At 65.8% G+C, this 17,866-nt stretch carries 13 protein-coding genes; 6 read left to right on the plus strand and 7 right to left on the minus strand.

Annotated elements, in window-relative coordinates:
• Positions 1–8: 8 nt before the first annotated feature.
• From AB4Z00_RS05145 to AB4Z00_RS05155, 3 genes are read right to left on the minus strand one after another with little or no spacing between them, the layout of a single operon-like run.
• A complete protein-coding gene (locus AB4Z00_RS05145; RefSeq protein WP_442045189.1) occupies positions 9–1,394 on the minus strand; it encodes an efflux transporter outer membrane subunit in 1,386 nt (461 codons plus the stop codon).
• On the minus strand, positions 1,391–4,495 hold the full coding sequence (locus AB4Z00_RS05150) for an efflux RND transporter permease subunit (RefSeq protein WP_442045190.1): 3,105 nt from the start codon (positions 4,493–4,495) through the stop codon (positions 1,391–1,393). The genes AB4Z00_RS05145 and AB4Z00_RS05150 overlap by 4 nt, the downstream gene beginning before the upstream one ends.
• Positions 4,495–5,481 (minus strand): efflux RND transporter periplasmic adaptor subunit, encoded by a 987-nt coding sequence (locus AB4Z00_RS05155; protein ID WP_442045191.1) that lies wholly within the window; start codon positions 5,479–5,481, stop codon positions 4,495–4,497. Before AB4Z00_RS05155 ends, AB4Z00_RS05150 begins: the two co-directional genes overlap by 1 nt.
• A 213-nt stretch (positions 5,482–5,694) precedes the next feature.
• Here AB4Z00_RS05155 and AB4Z00_RS05160 point away from each other — a divergent pair, with 213 nt between their 5' ends.
• Both AB4Z00_RS05160 and AB4Z00_RS05165 read left to right on the plus strand, forming a co-directional pair.
• A complete protein-coding gene (locus AB4Z00_RS05160; RefSeq protein WP_442045465.1) occupies positions 5,695–7,806 on the plus strand; it encodes a TonB-dependent receptor in 2,112 nt (703 codons plus the stop codon).
• A 187-nt stretch (positions 7,807–7,993) separates the two neighbouring features.
• The gene (locus tag AB4Z00_RS05165) at positions 7,994–9,211 is read left to right on the plus strand and encodes an amidohydrolase family protein (RefSeq protein ID WP_442045192.1); all 1,218 of its coding nucleotides are present in this window, start codon (positions 7,994–7,996) and stop codon (positions 9,209–9,211) included.
• Positions 9,212–9,345: 134 nt separating this feature from the next.
• Here the strand turns inward: AB4Z00_RS05165 and AB4Z00_RS05170 are convergent, their stop codons facing one another.
• The 3 genes from AB4Z00_RS05170 to AB4Z00_RS05180 all read right to left on the minus strand — a co-directional run bounded on the left by AB4Z00_RS05170 (position 9,346) and on the right by AB4Z00_RS05180 (position 11,789).
• Complete coding sequence (locus tag AB4Z00_RS05170; RefSeq protein ID WP_442045193.1) at positions 9,346–10,644, minus strand: polysaccharide pyruvyl transferase family protein; 1,299 nt, start codon at positions 10,642–10,644, stop codon at positions 9,346–9,348.
• On the minus strand, positions 10,641–11,543 hold the full coding sequence (locus AB4Z00_RS05175) for a sulfotransferase family protein (protein WP_442045194.1): 903 nt from the start codon (positions 11,541–11,543) through the stop codon (positions 10,641–10,643). The genes AB4Z00_RS05170 and AB4Z00_RS05175 overlap by 4 nt, the downstream gene beginning before the upstream one ends.
• 117 nt (positions 11,544–11,660) lie before the next feature.
• Positions 11,661–11,789 carry a hypothetical protein gene (locus AB4Z00_RS05180; protein ID WP_442045195.1) on the minus strand — a complete coding sequence of 43 codons (129 nt, stop codon included), beginning with the start codon at positions 11,787–11,789 and terminating at the stop codon, positions 11,661–11,663.
• 502 nt (positions 11,790–12,291) lie between these two features.
• Between AB4Z00_RS05180 and AB4Z00_RS05185 the strand changes: the two genes are divergently transcribed.
• From AB4Z00_RS05185 to AB4Z00_RS05200, 4 genes are all read left to right on the plus strand, one after another.
• Positions 12,292–13,848 carry an arylsulfatase gene (locus AB4Z00_RS05185; protein ID WP_134093545.1) on the plus strand — a complete coding sequence of 519 codons (1,557 nt, stop codon included), beginning with the start codon at positions 12,292–12,294 and terminating at the stop codon, positions 13,846–13,848.
• Positions 13,849–14,045: 197 nt separating this feature from the next.
• The gene (locus AB4Z00_RS05190; protein ID WP_442045196.1) at positions 14,046–15,272 is read left to right on the plus strand and encodes a class I SAM-dependent methyltransferase; all 1,227 of its coding nucleotides are present in this window, start codon (positions 14,046–14,048) and stop codon (positions 15,270–15,272) included.
• 138 nt (positions 15,273–15,410) lie between these two features.
• On the plus strand, positions 15,411–15,713 hold the full coding sequence (locus tag AB4Z00_RS05195) for a UBP-type zinc finger domain-containing protein (protein WP_134093543.1): 303 nt from the start codon (positions 15,411–15,413) through the stop codon (positions 15,711–15,713).
• A 113-nt stretch (positions 15,714–15,826) separates the two neighbouring features.
• A complete protein-coding gene (locus AB4Z00_RS05200; protein ID WP_442045466.1) occupies positions 15,827–16,360 on the plus strand; it encodes a PRC-barrel domain containing protein in 534 nt (177 codons plus the stop codon).
• A gap of 28 nt (positions 16,361–16,388) precedes the next feature.
• Here the strand turns inward: AB4Z00_RS05200 and AB4Z00_RS05205 are convergent, their stop codons facing one another.
• The gene (locus tag AB4Z00_RS05205) at positions 16,389–17,858 is read right to left on the minus strand and encodes a phosphoesterase (RefSeq protein WP_442045197.1); all 1,470 of its coding nucleotides are present in this window, start codon (positions 17,856–17,858) and stop codon (positions 16,389–16,391) included.
• Positions 17,859–17,866: the final 8 nt, after the last annotated feature.

Consider the following 17,866-nt stretch of genomic DNA (forward strand, 5'->3'; position numbering starts at 1 on the left):
GGCCCAGCCTAGCGCGCCTGCGGGCCGGTGCGCCAGCCGCCTCCGAGCGCGCGGAACAGGGCGACTTCCGCCTGCCCCACGGCCAGATCGCTCTGGACCTTGGCCAGGCGCGCGGCGGCAACGGTGCGCTCCGCGTCGACCTGGAGCAGGCCCGCCGCATCGCCGTAGCGCACGCGCGCCGTGGCACGGCGGGCATAGGCCCGCGCTTGAAGGGCCGCCTCGCCCAGATCCCGATTGCGGCGCGCTTCGGCGTCATAAGCCGCCAGTGCGGTTTCGACCTCGCGCAGCGCTTTCAGCATCGCCACATCCCATCCGGCGAGCGCCGCCTGCTCGGAAGCGCGCGCCTGCGCCATCTTCGCGCGGGCCGGAGCGATGTTGGGAAAGGCCCAGCTGATCAGCGGCGAGGCGGCGGCGTCGAACCCGCCCGCGAGCAGGCCAAGCGCTCCGCCGAGATTGACCCTCGGGTAGAACTCGGCCCGCGCCACCCCGATGCGGGCGGCGGCGGCGGCCAGCTTGCGCTCCGCCTCGCGCACGTCAGGGCGGCGCAGGAGCAGCGCGGTGCCGTCGCCCACGGGCGCGGCAGCCTTGAGGCGCGGCGCGGCCTTGCAGGTCAGCGGCAGCGTGCGCGCCTCGGCAGGCGGGCGGCCCTGCAGCGCGGCGATGCGGTAGAGCGCGTTCGAGCGCCCCGCCTCGAACGGCGCAATCCCGGCGCGGGTGGAGGCAGCAAGCGCGGCAACTTGCGACACTTCCAGCGGCGAGACTTCGCCGGCGGAGAACTGCTCGCGCACCAGAGCCACCGATCGTTCCTGCGCGGCGGAGACGGCCCGAGCCTCAGCCATGGCACGCGTGGCGGCGCAGAACTCGACATAGGCCTGAACGGTGTCCGCCACCACTGCGACGCGCACGCCGTCCAGCGCGGCCTGCTGCGCCTCGGCATCGGCGCGGGCGGCCAATGCCCCGGCGCGCAGGCGGCCGAACAAGTCGATGTCCCAGCTGGCGGTCGCCGCGATGTCCCAGTCGCTGGCCGAGACCGAGGCGGCGCTGGGCTGATTGCTGGGGTCGTCGACCGTCAGTGCGCTCTCGATCGTGGTCGTCGGCAATCGCGCGGCCTGCGCCTGCTTCAGGGCGGCGCGGGCCCCATCGAGGTTGGCGTAGGCGACGCGCAAGTCCGCATTGGCGGCAAGGCTTGCCTCCACCAGCGCGTCGAGTTGGGGGTCGTCGTAGAGCCGCCACCAGTCGTCCGGCACCGCCTCGATCGAGGCGACCGGCAGCGCAGCGAACGGCCCCGCAGCGGCGGGCGGCACCACCGTCTCAGGCGGTGTAGGTACGCTCATGCAGGCGGAGACGGCGAGCGCGATCAAGGGCGCGCTCCAGCGCGAAAGGCGCAGGGTCATGCCAAGACCTCCGTGGGTTCGGCGGGCGGCGGTGTGCGCTTCTCCTCCCCGTAGCGCGCGTAGAGTGCGGGCATCAGGAACAGGTTCAGCACGGTCGAGGAAATCAGCCCGCCCAGGATGACGATCGCCATGGGATGCTCGATCTCGTGTCCCGGAGCATTGCCGGCCAGGATCAGCGGCACCAGCGCCAGCCCGGCGCAGGCCGCCGTCATCAGGATCGGCACCAGCCGCTCCTCCGCCCCGCGCAGCACGAGGTCGCGGCCGAAGGCCATGCCTTCCTCCCGCTCCAGATGGCGGTAGTGCGACAGAAGCATGATCCCGTTGCGCGCGGCGATGCCGATTACCGTCACGAACCCGACCAGCGAGCCGAGCGACAGCACCCCGCCCGTCAGCGCCACCGCAACGACGCCGCCGACGAGCGCGAAGGGCAGGCTCACCCCGACCAGCGTGGTAATCCGGCGCGAGCGGAACTCGATCCACACCAGCAGCAGCACACCCACGAGGCACAGCGCCCCGGTGGTCCACAAGCGCTGGCGCGATTCCCTGAGCGCGGCATATTCACCCAGCACTTCCGGGTGATAGCCGGTGGCGAACGGCACCTTGCCGACCGCCGCCTCGACGCCGCGCGCCACGGTGCCCAGATCGGCGCCGGACACATTGAGCGTCACGTCGAGCCGGCGCTGGCCGTTCTCGCGCTTCACCTCGTTGGGAGCGGGCACGATCTCGACATCGGCGATATCGGCAAGGCGCACGGGCGCACCGGTGGGAGACTGGATCATCAGGTCGCGCAAGGCGTGGATGTTGCCGCGCACCGCCGGTTCACCCCAGAGCGCCACGTCGAACGCCTTCTGCTCGCGGTAGATTTCGCCCACTTTCTGCTGGGCCACGAGCGTCTGGGCCTGACGGCGCACCTCACCCGCCGTGAGGCCGAGCCGCGCGAGGTCTTCGGGACGCGGGCGGATGCGCAGCTGGGCGACGAGAACCTGGCTTTCCAGCTTGAGGTCGCTCACGCCCGCGATCCCGGAAACCGCATCGCGGACGCGCTGGCCGGCGGCGCGCAACTCGTCCTGTTCGGGGCCGTAGATGCGCACGACCACGGTGGCGCCCGCGCCGGTCAGCACTTCCTTGATGCGTTCGCGCAAATAGGTCAGCACGTCGCGGAACAGGCCGGGATAGCCGTCCACCACGGACTTGATGCGGGCGACGGAAGCATCGTAGTCGGCCTTTTCGTCAAGGCTGATCCACAGCTCTGTGAAATTGGGGCCGACGACTTCGTCCGCCTGCTMGGCGCGGCCGATGTGGGCGCCGAAGTTGCGCACACCGGGGATCGCGCGCAATTCCTTCGAGGCGCGGATGGTGATGCGGTCCATCGCCTCGATCGAGGTCCCCGGCTTCTCGACGAAGTGCATCAGGAAGTCGGTCTCGCGGAAATCGGGCAGGAACTGGTCCTTGAACGTCGCATAGCCCAGGCCGGAGAGCAGCAGCCCGCCCGCCACCACGCCGATCACCACCTGGGGCCGCACGACGAACCGGGGCAGCGCGCCCGCGTAGCGCCGCTTGAGCCAGCGCACCACGCGGGTGTCGCGTTCCTCGGTCAGCGGTGCGCCGGGAAGGAGCAGCAGGCAGAGCGCCGGGGTGACGGTGAGCGCCACCAGCAGCGAGGTGGCAATGGCTAGCACATAGGCGATGGCGAGCGGCTGGAAGAACGTGCCCGCCACGCCGCCGAGGAAGAAGATCGGCAGGAACACCAGCATGACGATCAGCGAGGCAAAGACCACCGCCGAGCGGACCTCCAGCGAGGCGGCCAGCACGACCGAAAAGGCGGAGCGCGGGTTTGCGGCCTCACGCTCCAGCCGCAGGCGCCGGGCGATGTTCTCGACGTCGATGATGGCATCGTCCACCACTTCGCCCAGCGCGATGACGAGACCGGCGATCACCATGACATTGATCGTCGCCCCGCTCCACAGCAGGACCAGGCCCGCGCCCAGCAGCGAGAGCGGGATCGCGGTGAGGCTGATGATGGCCTGCCGCCAGTCGCGGGTGAAAAGGAACAGCACCGCCGCCACCAGGGCGCAGCCGATCAGCAGGGCGCGCGTCAGGTTGTCGATCGAGCGTTCGATGAACGTGGCCGGGCGGAAGATCGTGGTGTCGACCTTCACGTCCTTGAGTCCGGGCTTGAGTTCGACCAGTGCCGCTTCGACGGCCCGGGTCAGTTCCAGGGTGTTGGCGGTCGGCTGCTTCTCGACGATCAGCATGATGCCGGGCACGTCATCGATGATGGCATTGCCGATCGGCGCGGCGTGGCCGTCGATCACGCGGGCGACGTCCGAAAGGCGAATCGGCGCGCTGCCCGATTGGCGCACGATCGCCTGGCCGAGCCCGGCAGCGTCCTGCACCATGCCTGCCTGCTGTACCGCAATGCGCTGGTTCGGCGTGTCGACGAAGCCGCCGCCGCCCACCAGCACCGCGTCTCCGGCAGCGGCGCGCACTTCGGCAAGGGTGACGCCGGCGGCGCGCAGGCGGTCGGGATCGACCAGCACCTGAAGCTGCCGGTCCCGCTGGCCCCATACCGCGACGTTGGCCACGCCGGGCACCGCCATGAGCCGGGGCCGGATCGTCCAGCGCACCAGTTCGGACAGTTTCATCTGATCCAGCTTCCCGGAGGTCAGCCCGATCTTCATGGCACGGCTGGTGGAGGAAAGCGGCGGCATCAGCACCGGCTGGCGCGCGGCGAGCGGCAGGCGCGGCTGGACTTGCGCAATGCGCTCGCCCACCATCTGCCGGGCGCGCATCACATCGGTGCCCCGTTCGAACAGGATCTGCACCGACGACAGGCCGAGTACCGACTTGGAACGCAGCGTCGCCAGGTCGGGCACGCCGTTGACGGCGGTCTCGATGGGAACGGTGACGAGGCTTTCCACTTCCTCGGTGGAAAGGCCGGGCGCCTCGGTCTGGATCTCGACCATCGGCGGCGCGAATTCGGGGAAGACATCGAGCGGGACATCGCGCCCCGCGCGGATGCCGAGCACCACCAGCAGCGCCGCCACCGCGAGCACGAGGACGCGCTGGGCGAGCGCGAAACGGACCAGTCCTGCCAGCATCAGTGCGCCGCCCCGAACTCGGTGCCGAAGAGTTCGGCCGCACCCACCGTCACCACTTGCGCACCCGGCTCCAGCCCGCGCGCGAGCAGCGCCTGTCCGCCGGTTTCAGAAGCGACCTCGATGCGCTGGCGCACGAAAGTGTCCTTGCCGGTCATCCGGTAGACCCATTCGCCGCCGTAGATATCGCGAACGATGGCGGAGGAGGGAACCGAAAGGCCCGCAGTCCGGCCCGCCAGCGGCAGCTCCACGGCAACGCGCTGGCCGACCCGGAACTGACGGTCGCGATTGCCCAGGGCGTAATAGAGATCCACGGTTCCCGCCGCGCTATCGGCCGAGGGCGGCGCCTGCACCGGCCGGACACCGCGTGCCTGCTCGCGCCCCTGCACGCCAAGCGGGCGCACCATGGCCTCCGCCCCGCGCACGACGGCGCCCACGTCGCTGGCGAAGACCGAAGCCCGCACCCAGAGCACCGACTGGTCGCCCAGTGCCGCGACCGAAGGGCCAAGCAGCCGCCGCTGCTGCCGCGCCGCGCCGAGCGCCGCCTGCGCGGCCGCAAGAGCCGCCGCCGCTTCGTCCCGCGCGCGGATGCTGCCGGCTTCCTCACGCACGAGGGCTTCTGCGCGGGTCAGGGCGATGCGTGCAAGTCGCGCTTGCGCTTCCGTCCGCGCGACCTCGCCATCGGCTACGGCCTGCTGCGATCCCACTTGAGCCAGATTGGTCAGGGAATTGGTCGGCACGCCCCCGGCGGCGGTGGGCGGAACCACGATTTCGCCGGTCACCTGCCGCACCTGCCGCGCCGAGCCTCCGCCCGCCGGCTGGACAACAAGCCCAAGCCGCTGCTGCGCCCGCGGCGTCAGGGTCAGCTTCAGCAGCTCGCTTTCATGAGCGATCAGCTCCGCATGGGCGGGTGGCGACGAGGATTTCCGAGGCGAATCCTGGCACGCAGCGAGGACCAGCACGAGCAGGATGGGGGCGGACCGATACATGAGGCCGGCCTAGCCGGTGGAGATTGGGAGAGGCTGGATGCAACCTTACCAAATCCCAATGTCGCGCGTGACCAGCCATTATTGCGGCAATTCCGCGCGTTAAATCCGCAGGTTGCCCGCTCCAATGTAACGAGTTGTAACAATTTGTTGCAACGCATCACTGCTATTGATACGCGGTCGCAGAAATTTTCATGAGGGATTCTCAGATTGTCGGTGCGCTCACTCTTCGCTTCGAAGGGCGCTTTCGTGCGCTTTCTCGCTACCTCCGCCATGGCCCTGCCGGCCATCACCCCTGCGCCCGCCGCCGCCGCTGACGGCGAGCCGGAAGGCTCGATCATCGTGACCGGCGTTCGCGAGAACGAGGGCTATGTCGCGCAGGAATCCGGGGCTGCGAAGATCGCGATCCCGCTCAAGGATCTTCCCCAGTCGGTTGCGGTCGTGCCGTCCGAAGTCCTGCGCGACCAGCGCGCGCTCTCCTTGCAGGATGCCCTGAAGAACGTCCCCGGCGTTTCGTTCTCGCATGGCGATGGCCAGCGCGACCAGGTGACGATCCGCGGCTTCACCGCCATCGCCGACCAATACGTCGATGGCTTCCGCGACGACGGCCTTTATTTCCGCGATTTGTCCAATGTCGAGCGCGTCGAGGTCGTGAAGGGCCCGGCAGCAGTGCTCTATGGGCGCGGCTCGTCGGGCGGCCTGATCAACCGCGTCACCAAGAAGCCGAATGTCGACGTGCTGGCCGGCACGCTGACTTACGGCTCCAAGGATACGGCCCGCGGCGAGATCGACCTCGGCCGGTTCGATCCGACCTCCGGCGTCGGCTTCCGCGTCACCGGCGCGCTGGAGGACAGCGACAGCTTCCGCGACCAGCAGTTCGTGAAGCGCGTGGCCCTGGCGCCCTCGCTGCTGCTCGGCGAAGGCAAGGACACCACCATCCTGATCCAGGCCGACTATCTCAAGGACCGCCGCCTGACCGATTTCGGCATTCCCGCCATCAACGGCAAAGTCGTCGACGTTCCGCGCTCCACCTACTACGGCGCCGCAAATGCCCGCGATACGGACGTGAGCCGTTCGGAAGTCCTGTCGCAGACGGTCACGCTGGCGCATCGGTTCTCGGACGCGGTATCGTTCCGCAACGGCTTCCGTCACTATCGCTATACGCTGGACCGCCACAACACGAATACCACGGCGGTCAATGCGGCGGCCGGCACGGTCACGCTGTCCCACGGCGGCATCCTGCGCGACGAGGATGGCTGGTCGAACCAGTCGGAACTGACGCACAAGTTCGAACTCGGCGGCACGAAGCACACCATGCTCTACGGCGTGGAAATTGCGCGGCAGGTGAAGGACGCAGACACGATTGCTTCGCGCATCGTCGCGGTCACGCCGATCCTGGCGCCGGTTCTGCCGACGCTGTCCAACGCCAATTTCACGGCCCTGAGCGCCAAGTCCGTCTCCACGTTCGACACCCGCGGCCTTTATGCGCAGGACTTCGTCGAACTGGGCGCGGGCTTCAAGGCGCTCGTGGGTGTCCGCTATGACTGGTTCAGACAGAAGTCGGACCTGATCATTCCGGCGCGTGCGCAGCCGCTGCAGCGCACCGACAAGAAATGGAGCCCGCGTGCGGGCCTGGTGTTCCAGCCGGACGATATCCAGTCCTATTACGCGTCCTGGAGCACCAGTTTCCAGCCTTCGGCAGAGACTTTCGCGCTGGCGGCCAACAACACCGACATCGCGCCAGAGAAGACCACCAACAAGGAAATCGGCGCCAAGTATACCCTGCTGGACAGCCGGCTGAATATCCAGGTCTCGGCGTTCATTCTCCGCCGTACCGGGATCAAGGGCAGCGATCCGGCAAATCCGCAAGTCGTCGTGCCCATCGGCACCCAGCGCACCCGCGGCATCGAGGTATCCGGTGCGCTCGACCTGCCTTCGGGCTTCCGCGCCATCGTGGGCTACGCCTACCTCGACGCGCAAGTGACGGACTCGGCCAACCCCCTCTTCGTGGACAAGGGCGCCACGCTGACCCCGAAGAACGCCGCCAATGCCTTCATCACCAAGAGCTTCGGCGAGAAGTTCGGCATCGGCGCGGGCGCCAACTACGTCGGCAATCGCTGGGCCGACCCTGCCAACACCACCGTGCTGGAGCACTACTTCACCGCAGACGCCATGGCCTGGACGCAAGTGGGTCCGGCCCGGTTGCAGATCAACGTCTACAACCTGTTCGACAAGAACTACATCGTCTCCGGGCATGGCACGTCTCCGCTGCTCAACCTTCCGGGCGCACCGCGCACGGTCCTCGGCACGGTCCGTTTCGCACTTTGATCGCCGCCAGAGCCCGGCCCATGCGGCCGGGCTCTGGCAGAACCCGCCTCCGAAGTTTTTCCGGACGGACCGCAACGCCGCGCCTCGGCGCGCTCATCGGCCCGGGATGAATGCCAACTTGCACTCCGCCGCGCATTGCGCTTTCGTTGTCTCCTGGCCGCGGTGCGACGGCCGACGGGGGGCGAGAATGAAAAGCGTGGCAATGGTGGCGGCATTTCTTGCCGCATGGTGCGTGACCGGGCCTGCTCTGGCAGAGGATTTCGCCGTAGTGGGCGCCCGGATCTATGCCGATCCCCAAGCAAAAGCTCTCGAAAATGGCGTCGTGATCGTCCGCGACGGCCGGATCGCCGCCGTCGGCTCCCGCGCGCAAGTATCGGTGCCCCAGGGGATGAAGACCATCCCGGGTGCAGGACGCACGCTCGTCGCGGGTTTCTGGAACAGCCACGTCCATCTGATGACGCATGACTTGCTTCACCCGGACGCGGCCGACCCTGCGAAACTTGCAGGGCAACTGCGTGACATGTTCACGCGCTGGGGCTTCACGACGGTGTTCGATCTCACTTCCAGCACCGCCAGTGCGACCGCGCTACGGCGCATGATCCGGGAAGGACGGTTTGCCGGGCCGCAGATACTCACGGTAGGTGATCCCTTCTTCCCGAAGAACGGCACGCCGGTCTACGCGCGTCCGGTCTATGAGGCGGAGCATATTGCGGTGCCCGAGATACGCTCGACGCCAGAGGCCGTAGCGCGGCTCGATCGGCAGGCGCAGGCGGGTGTGGACGGCGTGAAACTGTTCGCCGGCGCCATTCTGGGCGCCGAGGACGTCATGGTCATGCCGGCAGACCAGATCCGCGCGCTGACGGCCGCAGCGCATCGCCATCGCCTGCCGGTCTTCGCGCATCCCACCAATCGCGAGGGCATGAACGCGGCGGTGGAGAACGGCGTAGACGTGCTCGCCCACGCCACGCCGATCGCGGGTCCCTGGGATGCGGCGCAAGTGCGCAAGTTGGTCTCGGCCCATGTCGCGCTGGTGCCGACGATGATGCTGTTCGAAGTCTATCCGGCAGACAGCACGCCGGTCGCCACGGTCGTCCAGCAGGTCCACGCACTCAGCGAGGGCGGCGGCGAGGTCCTGTTCGGCACCGACGCCGGCTTCATGGACGTGTTCGACCCAAGCGCGGAGTATCGCCTCATGGCGCAGGCGATGGACTGGCGCCATGTGCTGGCGGCACTCACCACCACCCCGGCGCGGCGCTTCGGTCAATCCCATGAGCGGGGCCGGATCGCGCGGGGATTGGCAGCCGACATGGTCTTGCTCGATGGCGACCCTGCACTGGACACGGCGGCCTTCGCAAAAGTCGCCGTGACGATCCGCGCGGGGGAAATCCTGTCCTCGATGGAGTGAGGGTGTACAAGCCATCCACCTGCCGGCACGAGCCGCTGGTTGCGGCGAGCGCTATCGCGGGAAACCTGCCCCGCCGGAGACTACGAAAGGGACGGCAGGCAACTATCCTTCGACTGCAAAGTCCCTTGAACCGCTTACACAGTCATCGCGGTAGCTTTCCCGTTTCCGCGTGAGGATGGGACCTGGTGATGGGTCGTGACCGTCGCCGATATGCCTTGTTCCTCCAGGGCACTTATGGCCTGTTGCACTACGGACGTGGCTTGGACGCCTACCAGACACTCCCTTATGCGTCTCGCCTCATCCACGTAACTCGCGCCCATTTTGTCGACGCCATCCAGAATTTCCTCGGCAGTGGTGCTTCTTATGTCGAAGACATAGTCCTGCTGCTGGAAGAGTGCCGCAAGGTCAGTATACTTGCTGGCCCACCCGAGCACGACTGCAGGGACACCGCTTCTGTAAGCGAACACCACCGAGTGATAGCGCGACGCGACGACATATTTGAACCGCGCGAGGATGTCGATCAGCTCCGGGCTTGAGAATTCTCCGGAAATTACCTGAACCTTCTGGCTATTTCTCACTTTGCCAAGGACTTGCTTGACCAGATCCGTGTCAGCGGTGGACGTGTTCAGAATGTAGACGTTTTCGCCATTTTCGAGCAATCTCTGGAGCATTTTCGCATAGAGATCGATTACCGCGGAAGCGTCACCGATCCTGAATACGTTCTTGTTTATAATGAAGCCAACAGAATTTGGCGCTGGATAATATTCTTTTACGTCTCTGTGCCTCGTGGAGATTTGGCTGGCGCTGGGGAAAATCTTTTCCCTTATCACCATGTCTGCCGACAATTCGACATTCTGCAGGCCAAGAGAAGTCAGGCATTCATACCCCTCGCACTCGCGCGCATATATCTTCAGGGGGTACGTCAGCTCTTTCTTCACCTCGTCGATGAAGTCGGAATCGTCTTTCTCACCCCAGTCGAATGGACCGAAGCTCTGCGGCATGAGGATGATCTTCTTGTTGAAGCGGCGAGCGATCCTGATTGTATCCAACAACATCCGCCCGCTCTGCTTGGGCCACCCGGAGCCCAGCGTGTATCCACTCGCATCGAAGATAGCATCCGCTCTTTGCAGGGCCTTCTTCATGTCCGTGATCTTGTTGCGCCACTTGTCGCTTTTCCTGAGGTACCCGACGATGCCGGTCGCTATCGGCACCAGGAACGGCACCTTGTACAAACCGTATCTCAAAGCAGGGCGCGTGAAATCGTCGTATGGCAGTAGCGGGAAGGTATACTGTTCCGGATCGTCGTATTTGTTCGCGAAACCGATTACCTCGCATTCGCCGTAGATCGATTTCAAGGAATAGCTCAGAGAGAGAAACATGGCCTGCGCGCCTTTGTTTCTCATCTGGATGCCGGTAATGATGAACGTCTTCATATTGCCGACCCTGCCCCTTGATAATTGATCCGTCTCAACGTGTCGGCACCAGTCATGTTCTGCTCCGAACGTCCCACCGGTCCGTACCAGTGACTGAGCGATTGGCCACTCATCTGCTCTAATACCTCGATCGAGGGACCATAATAATCGTTAAGACGCTTTCGCAACTCATCGGTTAGCGGCGGGTACTGGGTTTCTCGCGCGATAAGATTGCGAACGGCCCGGAATGCGGTGGTGCCTCGCAAGGGACGGGCGATCGGTTTCATCCAGGCAAGACGCTTGCGCAATCCTGCGGGCACGACCGGCACCGTCTTGTCCTTCACTTTATCCTGTCCGCCCGGTGCCAGAGGCCGCGGCGGCAAGCCCAGATGCGCCCGGACCCGCGACATCTGCGTTTCCGGGTCGCCCGTCACACCCTCGAAGAAGAGGGTAAGAAGGGCCTCCCGCCCATAAAGCTCGATATAGGACTGCAAATGCGAGGCAAAGTTGCCGGCAACCAGGAACCGCAAATTCTCGCCCAGCGAGGGATCGAGGTAGTTTCCTATATCTCCCCCAACCTCGCCGCGCCGGAACAGCATGCAGTAGTCGGAATAGGCCCGCTCGACCGGGTTGCGTAGCTGCACGATCAGTTTCACATGCGGCAGGTGGCGGTGAAGGCGGGCCGCTGCTTCGGGCACATAGAGGTAGGAGTTGGATTTCTCGCCGACGATCCTGCCGGCCCCCTCCTCGCTGAACTGCGACAGATACCAATCTTCTCCCCGGCCGTATTCCCTGGAAAAATAGTGCAACTCCGGATCGGGCATGTAAACGGCCGGATCCGACTGCAGCTGTGTCTGAAGCCAGGTGGTTGCCGATTTTGCGGCGCCGATAATGATGAAGTCAATGTTATCGAACTGCATGGGATACTGGCGCCTCCGGTTGATGCGCTGGTACGGGGAGCGGTGAACCTCGACGATACCGCGCAAATGCGGTCCGGCTTGCGTAAGCTGGCTCCGGCAAGCCCTGTCCTCGGGGTTTCAATCGGCCATGTCGCGCTCGGCGTTGGAACGGCCCGTGCCGACGCGCACGGCATAATGGCAGCGGCCACGATTGTCCTGCCGGGCACACCGAACGTATTTACCGAAGATCGCTGAATCGCGGCGCACACCAACTCCCAAATTGCGTTTGGAAAACATAGGTGAAGCGCAGTCGAAACAAGAAATGTTCTTTTGGCTTAGACCCAATGCGTCCGTTAAGGTTGTTCCGCATGCAGGGCCACGCGCATGGAAGATGATTCTGCCTTGCGACCTGTTCGCCAGACAGTGTCAGGAGGGCCAGCCGGAGACCATTTCGCGGGAATCCGCAGGTCAAACACCCGCGCCGGAGCTTCGGATATTCTCCCTTACTCCGGATAGGCATTCAGCAGGCCCTGCTTGCAACGCCGTGCGCGACGATGGCGCGCCTGCCGCCCTGAGGAGTCGCTTGCGCAGGATCGCCTCGCCCGCCTTTCGTGAAACCCGCAAACGCCTCGCCGGGTGTGTTCCGGCCTTTGCGGGACGGCGTTGGTAGAATCTTCCAGACCGATGGCGGGTTAACCCCGATACCAAATACGCTGCACCCAACTACCACTTTCCCCCGCGAGCGCAACGCTGCCAAAGGAGGAATGCGATGCCCAACGGTAAGCCTAACATCCTGGTCATCTGGGGTGACGACATCGGTATGTGGAACGTGGGTGCCTATACCCATGGCATGATGGGAGATACGCCGAACATCGATCGTATCGCCAAGGAAGGCATGATCTTCACCGATCATTATGGCCAGCCGAGCTGCACCGCCGGTCGCGCGGCTTTCATCACCGGCCAGATGCCGGTCCGCACCGGCATGACCACGATCGGCATCCCGGGTTCGCCGCGCGGCCTTCAGAAGGAGGATCCGACCCTGGCGGAAGTGCTGAAGGTTGCCGGGTACAAGACCGGCCAGTTCGGCAAGAACCACCTGGGCGATCGCAACGAATTCCTGCCCACGGTCCATGGCTTCGACGAATGGTTCGGGAACCTCTACCACCTCAATGCCGAGGAAGAGCCGGAGGAACTCGACTATCCGGGCCAGAAGGATCCCGAATACAAGGCGAAGTATGGCCCGCGCGGCGTGTTCCACGCCTGGGCGACCGAAGAGGACGATGACACCGACGACGGCATCTTCGGCAAGCGCGGCAAGCAGAAGATCGAGAATACCGGCCCGCTGACCCGCAAGCGGATGGAGACGTTCGACGGCGAAGTGCTTGGGCACACGATCGACTGGCTCGACCGCAACAAGGAAGGCCCGTTCTTCTGCTGGTTCAACACCACCGCGATCCACATCTGGTCGCACCCGCAGAACAAGTACATCCAGCAGGCCGTCGACGAAGGGCGCGCCGAGGAAGATGTCGTCCGCGCGAAGATGCTGGAGCATGACGAGCAGATCGGCGTCCTGCTCAAGTGGCTCGACGACAACGGCCTCGCCGACGACACCATCGTCATCTACTCGACGGACAACGGCAACGAGCTGATGATGTGGCCGGACGGCGGCTATGCTCCGTTCCGCGGCGAGAAGGGCACCACCTGGGAAGGCGGCGTACGCGTGCCCATGATCGCGCGCTGGCCGGCCCAGATCCCCGCCGGCAGCAAGTCCAACGCCCTGCAAAGTCACGAAGACGTCTTCGTCACGCTGGCAGCGGCCGCCGGGCTGACCGACATCAAGGAAAAGCTCCTCACCGGCACCAAGCTCGGCGACAGCGAGATCACTTACAAGGTGCATCTCGACGGGTTCAACCAGCTTGACGTGTGGAAGGCCAAGACCGTCAAATCGGCGCGCGGCGCATACTTCTACTATGACGAGACCGACCTGACGGCAGTGCGCGTCGGCAACTGGAAGATGCATATCGGCATCAAGAAGGAAGGCAGCTGGTGGAATGCCAAGTACTGGCCTTCGGTGCCCTACATCTTCAACTTGCGCATGGATCCCCTGGAGAAGATGGATCCGGAAAGCCACGAATGGGGCTACATCGGCCGCAAGTTCGTCGCCAAGAAGCTCTGGGCGCCGACCGCGGCAACGCCCTACATCGCCGAGCATATGAAGAGCATCAAGGCCTATCCCCCGCGCCAGGGTGCCGACTCGCTCAGCGTGCACGTCGCGCTCGAAAAGGCGATGGCCATGCTCGACAATCCGGGCGCCAGCAGCAACTGATCGCGCCGGGCTGAGACCAGCGTAACCGAAGGGGCCGGATCCACGGGAACCGGCCCCTTCTCGCGCCGGGCGACCTCCGCGCAGCCGCCGCCAGGCCCCGCGCTAGCCCGCTTGCCCGCGCTTGCCCGCGCTTGCCCGCGCTTGATTGCCGACGGCCCTCGGCCTAGCCTGTCTATTCTTCAGCAGGATGCGACGATTTGAACCGCGAAGCAGACGATCCGATCCGCGCTTTCTACAACGCTCATCCCTATCCTCCGCCGGTGGCAAATCTCGATCGCGCCCGCGCCCTGTGGAGCGAGCCGAACCGGCTGCGGGGCGATTTCCACTTGTTCTGGCCCGACCGGCCCTATCGCGCCGATATCGACATACTCGTCGCAGGCTGCGGCACCTTCCAGGCGGCCAAGCACGCGGTCTGCCGCCCGCAGGCCCGCGTTACCGGGATCGATGTCAGCGCAACGAGCCTCAAGGAAACCGCGCGGCTCCAGCGCCAATACGACCTCACCAACCTCACCACCGAACTGCGCGGCATCGAGGATGTGGGCGGCATGAAGGATCGGTTCGACCTGATCGTCTGCACCGGTGTCCTGCACCATCTCTTCGATCCCGAGGCCGGGCTGCGTGCGCTGCGCGCGGTGCTGAAGCCCGGCGGCGTGATCTACCTGATGGTCTACGCACCTTACGGCCGCACCGGGATCTACATGCTGCAGGACTATTGCCGCCGGCTGGGGATCGGCACCTCCAGGCGCGAGATCGCGGAGTTGGTCACGGCGGTGCAGGCCCTTCCCCCGCAGCATCCGCTGATGTCGGTCCTCGGCCAGTCGCGGGATTTCGAAAACCTCGATGCCCTGGCCGATGCCCTGCTCAACCCGCGCGACCGGGCCTACGACGTACCGCAGCTGTTCGAGGCCCTTGCGGCGAGCGGCCTGTCGTTCAACCGCTGGTACCGGCAGGCGCCCTACCTGCCCCAGTGCGGCGCGATGGCGCAAACACCGCATGCGGCGAAGATCGCCGCACTGGATCCGGCCGCGCAATATGCGGCGATGGAACTGTGGCGCGGGGCGATGGCGACCCATAGCCTCATCATCCGCGCGGATGACGAGACCGAGCACGTCCCTGTCCAGTTCGACGATGGGCGCTGGATGAACTACGTCCCGATCCGCCTGCCATCCACCGCCTGCGTCGCCGAGCGCCTGCCGCCGGGGGCCGTCGGTATGCTGTTCAACCGCAATCACTGGTTCCACGACCTGATCCTGCCGATCGGCCCGGCTGAAAAGGCAATGCTGGACGCCATCGATGGCGAACGCACGATCGGCCGGATCGTCGAGATCGCAGGCGGCGAGGCAAAGGATCGTGCCCGGACCTTCTTCGAGGCCCTGTGGTCCTACGACCAGATCACGGTCGACGCCTCCGCCGCGCGGAGCTAGCGACGGCGCCAAAGCCCGCTTGCCGGGCGCGGGGATCGACGCCATTACGATAGCCGATGTTCGGAGGGGCTTCACCAGGCGGTCCCCGGCCATAGCCCCTATCCACGCGAAGATTGCTGAACTCGACGGAGACAGATCATGACATCGTGCCCCCATAGCAGCACCATCAATCAGGTCACGCCCAGCGCGCGCGGCTGCGAGGAATGCCTCAAGATCGGGAGCCCCTGGCTGCACTTGCGCATCTGCCGCAGCTGCGGCCACGTCGGCTGCTGCGACCAGTCGCCGCACCGCCACGCCACCGCGCACTTCCACGCGGCGCACCATCCGATCATCGAGGGATACGACCCGCCCGAGGGCTGGGGCTGGTGCTACGTCGACGAGGAAATGATCGACCTGCCCGACCAGACGCCGCAGCTGGGGCCGATTCCGCGCTACTACTAGGGCGTGAACGCAGGCACCAAGGCGGCCGCGGGGCGTTGAGCAGTCTCCCGGTCGTTGCATGATGGAGCCCTTCCTTGGAAGAAGCCGCTGGTTGGATCGCCCCCGCCGCAACGATGATTGCGGCCATGATGACCGCTTCCAACCTCGGCGCCCGCGTGACGGGATGGGGCTTTGTCGTGTTTACCCTCGGCTCCATCGCCTGGTCGGTGATCGGGCTCTCGTCAGGCCAGACCAACCTGCTTGCCACCAATGGCTTCCTGACGCTGGTGAACCTGATCGGCGTCTGGCGCTGGCTCGGCAAGCAGCGCGCCTATGAGGACGGCGGCAAGTCCGCCACCGAGGCGAGCCGGCGCTCTGCCTCTCCCACGCTGTTCACCGCCAGCGGGATCGCCGGAATGCCCGTGACCGCCCGAGACGGAACATCCATCGGCAAGGCCGTCGAGGCGCTGATCGCTTGCGAGGACGCGGCGCTGAGCTATGTCGTGATCGCGTCGAGCGGCGTCGGCGGGATTGGCGAGGAACTGCGCGCCGTCGCCCGGGCCGACCTCTCCTTTGCAAGCGACAGTCTGAAACTGCGGCGCGAAGCGGCCTGGTTCCAGGCCTTGCCGCCGCTGGCCGATGGCGACTGGCCGCCCGCGCCGGAGTGAAGGCCGCTGCCAGAGCGCCCTGCGAAAACTACCGGGGAACGATGGCAGGCCCAGCGCCGGGCGAGGAGTTCCGCTTGATCCACACCGGGTTCGAATAGAACCAACGATCGGCATCGGGGTCTTCGCCCTCTGTGTCGAGGGCCGGTTCGCCCTCTCCGGTATTGGTCCCGCGAAGCCGGATGTAATAAGGCGTCGAGGCTGGCGGCAGCGGGAAATCGACGACGACCTCGCCCCGGTTCACCTGCTTTTCCGACAGCACAAAGCGCTTCGCCACATGGCTGTCCGGGGCGCCGGCCCGCACGGAGCCCAGGATCACATCGACATGATGCAGCGAGCCGCGACGCGCGGCACTCCCCGCACGGCCGGGCAGGCGCAGGCGGAGGGTCATTGTGGCTCGCTCGCCCGGCGCCAGCGAGACCGTGTCTCCCAGCTCGACCGCCTCACGCGTACCATCGCGGTGAGACAATGCGAGCGAAAGGCCCGTCACGAGATTGCCCGTCGTCACGAACATCCGGCCGTTCCGAAGTCCATCGAGGAGGTCTGCCGCATTGCGGCGGGCATGGACCCAGGTTCGGGCATATTCGCCCGGCCAGAAATCGGCGCCGCCCTCGCTATAGTGCCCATGCGAGTCCGAACCGATGGTGATCCACCAGTGACGGCCCTCGGCCAGCATGGCGTCCCAGGCGCCGCCGAGCGTGGCGGTCATCTGGTCGAAGCCGCCCATGGTGGGATATCCGCCGTAGAGCCCGCGCGAGCCGTGCGCCTTGTCTGCGCCGGACGCGGGATGCGCGGCCTGATGGCCCGGCGCCCCTTCCATGCCCACCGCCACCTTCGGCGCCGCGTCCATCCAGGCGCGGAACTCTTGCGGGTCGTGAAGGCCCCAGATGCCTTTCCCCGTGGCTGTTCGCGAGGGATGGTTGGCCAGCAGCACCGGCGGGCGGTTCAAACCGGCCATGAAGCGCAGGGCTTCCAGCATCTTCGGCTTGGTATCGCGTGCGGCATCGGTGGGCCAGGCGTCGCGCTCCGCAAATCCCGCCTCGATGCGGCGCAAGTCTTCCCGCTCGTCCGGCCCCATCGGCATGACCAGGCTGGCGTGCTCGCCGCCCGGCGTATCGAACTCCAGACCGTAGAACAGCATCAGTTCGGGAAAGTCCTTGCGCACATCCTCCAGGGCCGGCCAGCCAAGGCGGTATTGCAGCGCCGAATGGCCGGGGCCGCCGTGATCGGTGGAGACCATCCAGTCCAGGTCGAAGCGGCGCGCCATCTCGGCATTGCGGCGGATCGTGTGGCGGCTGTCTCCGCCCAGGACCGGCTTGGGCAGAGAGCGGGGATGGCCCGGGTCCGTCTGCCAGCCGGCGCTGAATTCGCTGTGGACGTGGTGATCGCCGGCAAGCCATTCGCGCGCGCCCAAGTCGGGTGACGCCTGCGGGGACGGGGATGGCGGCGATGCGGCCGTGAGCAGGAACGCGGCGCAAAGCAGCGCGGAGATGCGGAGCATGAAAGGCA

It is taken from the genome of Novosphingobium sp. YAF33 (assembly GCF_052113265.1).
Classification (GTDB): Bacteria; Pseudomonadota; Alphaproteobacteria; order Sphingomonadales; family Sphingomonadaceae; genus Novosphingobium.